Origin of the sequence: Paraburkholderia humisilvae, assembly GCF_902859855.1 — a bacterium.
GTDB lineage: Bacteria > Pseudomonadota > Gammaproteobacteria > Burkholderiales > Burkholderiaceae > Paraburkholderia > Paraburkholderia humisilvae.
On the sequence record NZ_CADIKH010000177.1, the window covers coordinates 1 to 4,764 of the forward strand.

At 62.6% G+C, this 4,764-nt stretch carries 3 protein-coding genes and 2 pseudogenes; 4 read left to right on the forward strand and 1 reads right to left on the reverse strand.

The genetic code is table 11. From position 1 onward, the window contains the following. Window positions 1–149 (reverse strand): annotated as a pseudogene (prpB, locus tag HV796_RS44945) (methylisocitrate lyase); the annotation flags it as partial. Window positions 150–348: 199 nt separating this feature from the next. Between prpB and HV796_RS40200 the strand changes: the two are divergent. From HV796_RS40200 to HV796_RS40215, 4 genes and pseudogenes are all read left to right on the forward strand, one after another. Then, window positions 349–1,353: an AraC family transcriptional regulator gene (locus HV796_RS40200; protein ID WP_175233281.1), complete on the forward strand. Its 1,005-nt coding sequence runs from the start codon at window positions 349–351 to the stop codon at window positions 1,351–1,353. 178 nt (window positions 1,354–1,531) lie between these two features. Next, the gene (locus HV796_RS40205; RefSeq protein ID WP_175233279.1) at window positions 1,532–3,331 is read left to right on the forward strand and encodes an acyl-CoA dehydrogenase; all 1,800 of its coding nucleotides are present in this window, start codon (window positions 1,532–1,534) and stop codon (window positions 3,329–3,331) included. A gap of 15 nt (window positions 3,332–3,346) precedes the next feature. Next, window positions 3,347–4,540 (forward strand): beta-ketothiolase BktB, encoded by a 1,194-nt coding sequence (gene bktB, locus HV796_RS40210; RefSeq protein ID WP_175233280.1) that lies wholly within the window; start codon window positions 3,347–3,349, stop codon window positions 4,538–4,540. An 86-nt stretch (window positions 4,541–4,626) separates the two neighbouring features. Continuing rightward, a pseudogene (locus tag HV796_RS40215) lies at window positions 4,627–4,764 on the forward strand (electron transfer flavoprotein subunit beta/FixA family protein); the annotation flags it as partial.

Consider the following 4,764-nt stretch of genomic DNA (forward strand, 5'->3'; position numbering starts at 1 on the left):
CCGGACACGTAGATCGCCTTGAAGCCCGCCTGCTGTGCGAGCAGCGCGTGATTCGCGTTGATCGCGCCGACCACCTGAAGCGGTTTCTCTTCGGCGACTGCGGCGCGGAAACGGGCGCCCGCACTCGCGGATTGGGTAGCTGTGTTCATTTCATCATCTCCGGAAAATGCATGATCTTCTGCAAGGACCGGGCCAGCACCGACAATCCATAGCTAACTATCTGATTTAATGGATCTTGTGGGTCGCGGAATACGATCTGTTCATTTCAGTTCCGCAATTCCACGTTTCAGAATCGCATTCCCGATGAGCCGCGCTATGCTTATGCATCGCCGCCGTTTTTCCCATGTCATGCATCCGTCAGGCTCAACCGTCCCGATGTCCCTCGTCAACGGCTTCCTCGAAGGCGTGGGGATGGAGCCTGCCGTCGTCGAGCGACACCTGGGTACTGCGAACATTCCGCGAGAACTGCTTGCGGAACCCGAGGCGCGCGTCACCGAAGAACAGTTCTCAACGCTCTATCGCGCGCTTGCGCTCGATCTCGACGACGAAATGCCGGGCATCTTCTCGCGCCCGCTACGCAGCGGCACACTCAAGTTCCTTTGTCTCGGCCTGCTCGATGCGCCCAACCTCGAAACCGCGATGCACCGGTTCGGGCAGTTCTTTCATATCGTGCTGGATGATTTTCGCTTCGAGTCGCGCTGCAACGGCATGATCGCGGAACTCCTGTTGCGGCCTGGATCGCAACATTCGACGCTTGGGGTGCTCGGACAGGAGTTGATGCTCAAGCTCGCGCACGGCGTCGCGTCCTGGTTGATCGGCCAGCGGATTCCGTTGTTGCAGGTGGAGTTTGCGTTTGCTCGTCCACAACGCGCCCGGGAGTACCTGTATCTGTTCTCCGGGCCGGTCGAATTCGATTGCGAGCAGACGTCCTTGCGTTTTAGCAGTGTGTACTTCGATATGCCGGTTCGTCAGCGCAAGGCCAACCTGCGCAAGTTTCTCGATCGCGCGCCCGAAGACTGGATCTTCGTGTCGTTCAGGGAGCAACTGTTCGGCTACCGCGTGCGCGAGCAGATGGCGTCCTGTCTGCCTGATGCGCCGACCATCGAGGAGGTCGCGCAGAACCTTCATTGTTCGGTGCGAACGCTGTGCCGGCGCCTCGCGGCCGAAGGCACCGCGTTTCAGACGCTCAAGGACGAATTGCGTCGCGACATCGCCATTCAGCGTCTGACGGGCACGCGTGACGCGATTGCCGCCATCGCATGCGACGTGGGTTTTGGCGACGCCACCGCGTTTCACCGCGCGTTCCGCCACTGGACAGGCAGCACGCCTGCCGCGTATCGGCGCGGCGCCTGAAACGTCGCCCGTGCCCACATCTGCCGCCGCTTTGCCTGGCAGGATATGTCAATAGATGGTCCGGCTTCGCCAATGAGTTGCGGCCATTCCAGCGCTACGATTCGTGCCAACGTTGCCCTCGCTCCTTTTATCGAGACCAGGGCAGATCCTGATCAATCGGATAACTGGACGAATCGAAATGAGCTACAAGGCACCGGTCAAGGACATGATGTTTGCAATGGGCGAACTGGCTGGCATCGACCGCCTGTCGGCGCTGCCCGGCTTCGAGGACGCGACGTCCGACACCGCGCAGGCGGTGCTCGACGAGGCCGCTCGCTTGACGGAAGGCGTGCTTGCACCGCTGAACGCAGTAGGCGACAAGCAGCCGAGCACATGGCAGGACGGCGCCGTCACCGCGTCGCCGGGCTTCAAGGACGCGTTTCGTCAGTTCGCGCAGGGCGGCTGGCAGGGTTTGCAACACCCGTCCGAGTATGGTGGACAGAACCTGCCGAAGCTGCTGGCGACGCCCTGCCTCGAGATGCTGAACGCGTCGAACCTGTCGCTCGCGCTGTGTCCGCTGCTGACCGACGGCGCGATCGAGGCGCTGCTGACGGCAGGCAGCGATGCGCAGAAGGCGACCTATGTGCCGAGGCTTATTTCCGGCGAATGGACGGGCACGATGAACCTCACGGAGCCGCAGGCAGGCTCCGATCTTGCGCTGGTGCGTACCCGCGCCGAGTGGCAAGGAGACGGCACCTATCGCCTCTTTGGCACGAAGATTTTCATCACGTGGGGCGAGCACGACATGGCCGACAACATCGTGCATCTCGTGCTGGCACGCACGCCGGACGCACCGGAGGGTGTGAAGGGCATTTCGCTTTTCATCGTGCCTAAATTCCTCGTCGGCGATGACGGTACGCTCGGCGCGCGCAATGACGTGCACTGCGTGTCGATCGAACACAAGCTCGGTATCAAGGCGAGCCCGACCGCGGTGCTGCAGTTCGGCGATCACGGCGGTGCGATCGGTTATCTCGTTGGCGAAGCCAATCGCGGCCTCGAATACATGTTCATCATGATGAACGCGGCGCGCTTCGGTGTCGGCATGCAAGGCATCGCCGTGTCGGACCGTGCGTACCAGAAGGCAGTCGAGTATGCGAAGGAGCGCGTGCAGAGCCGGCCGGTCGACGGCTCAGCGAAGCAGCCGGTGACGATTATTCGGCATCCTGACGTACGCCGCATGCTGATGACGATGCGTGCATTGACCGAAGGCGCGCGCGGCCTCGCGTATGTCGCCGCCGCGCATGCCGATCTCGGTCATCATCCGGACGAAGCGGAGCGTGCGGCGCATCAGGCGATTTACGAGTTCCTCGTGCCGATCGTCAAGGGCTGGAGCACTGAAATGTCGCTTGAGGTCACGAGCCTCGGTGTACAGGTTCACGGCGGCATGGGTTTCATCGAAGAAACGGGTGCCGCGCAGTACTACCGCGATGCGCGCATCCTGCCGATCTACGAAGGCACGACGGCGATCCAGGCGAACGACCTGGTGGGCCGCAAGACGCTGCGCGACGACGGCGCGGTCGCGGCCCGGCTGCTCACGGAGATCGACCGGACGCTGGCTGAATTACATGCGCATCCGTCGTTTCACGCGAGCGGCGCGTTCCAGTCGATGCATCGTCATCTGCACGCGGGGCGAGACGCGCTGCAAAAGTCCGTGCGTTTCGTCGTCGACCATGCGAAGCGCGAGCCCAATGCGGTATTTGCGGGCAGTGTGCCGTATCTGATGCTCGCGGGCATCGTGCTCTCGGGCTGGCAACTGGCGCGCTCGCTGATCATCGCGGTGGACAAGCGTGATGACGATGCGTCCTTTTACGACACGAAGATCGCAACGGCGCATGGCTACGCGACGCAGGTGCTGCCGCGCGCTGTGGCACTCGAAGCCGCGGTGACCGCCGGGCTATGCGCCGACGGCGTGCCGGCGCTGCACGAAGACCAGTTTTGAGCACGGGAGCGCTGAATGCAAAGGGATGTCGTCATTGTCAGCGGTGTGCGCACCGCGATCGGGAAATTTGCCGGCAGTCTGAAGGACATGCCGCCTACCGCGCTCGGTGCGGCGGTCGTGCGCGAAGTGCTGTCGCGAGGGGAGGTACAGGGCGGCAACGTCGGACACGTGGTATTCGGCAATGTGATCGCCACTGAGCCGAAAGATCTCTATCTCGCGCGGGTCGCGGCAATCGACGCGGGTGTTTCCGCGGCGACGCCCGCGATGACGGTCAACCGTCTGTGCGGTTCGGGCTTGCAGGCGATCGTGTCGGCCGCGCAGACGATTCTGCTCGGTGACGCGGAGATCGCGATAGGGGGTGGCGCCGAAAACATGAGCCGCGCGCCGTACCTTGCGACGGATATGCGCTTCGGCGCACGGATGGGAGACTGCCGGCTGCTCGACATGATGGTCGGCGCGTTGCACGACCCGTTCCATTCTGTCCACATGGGCATGACGGCCGAGCATGTTGCTCGCAAGTACGGCATTACGCGCGAACAACAGGATGCGCTGGCGCTGGAGTCGCATCGGCGGGCAGCACGGGCGATTGCCGAGGGCCGCTTCAAGGAGCAGATCGTCGCGTTGACTCATACGGTCAAGGGGCAAGTGATGGTATTCGATACCGATGAGCACGTGCGCCAACAAGTCGATTACGAGGAATTCGCGGGATTGCGTCCCGCGTTTCAGAAGGACGGTGGGACGGTCACGGCCGGCAACGCGTCGGGTATCAACGATGCGGCAGCGGCCGTCCTGTTGATGGAGGCCGGCACGGCGGCAGCCCGTGGCATCCAGCCGCTCGCGCGTCTCGTTTCGTATGCGCACGCTGGGGTGGATCCGCTTTACATGGGTATCGGTCCTGTGCCCGCGAGTCGCGCGGCGCTGCGTCGCGCAGGCTTGCGTGTATCGGACATCGACGTGATCGAGTCGAACGAGGCGTTTGCGGCACAAGCTTGCGCGGTGACGCGACTACTCGAACTCGATCCGGACAAGGTCAATCCGAATGGCTCGGGGATTTCGCTCGGTCATCCGATCGGTGCGACAGGCGCGCTGATCGCCGTCAAGGCGCTCTATGAGCTGGAACGGATCAATGGGCGCTTCGCGCTTGTGACGATGTGCATCGGCGGTGGCCAGGGCATCGCCGCGATATTCGAAAACCTGCGCCGCACGTAACGCACGTGATGTACGTGAGGCAAGCCGGGCAACGGCATCGCGCAGGCGATGACCGCCGCTCAACATGAATGGTGGAGGAGAGACTGATGAAGGTACTCGTACCAGTGAAACGCGTGGTCGACTACAACGTGAAGGTGCGCGTGAAATCGGACCAAACGGGCGTGGACATTGCGAACGTGAAGATGTCGATGAACCCGTTCGACGAGATCGCGGTGGAAGAGGCG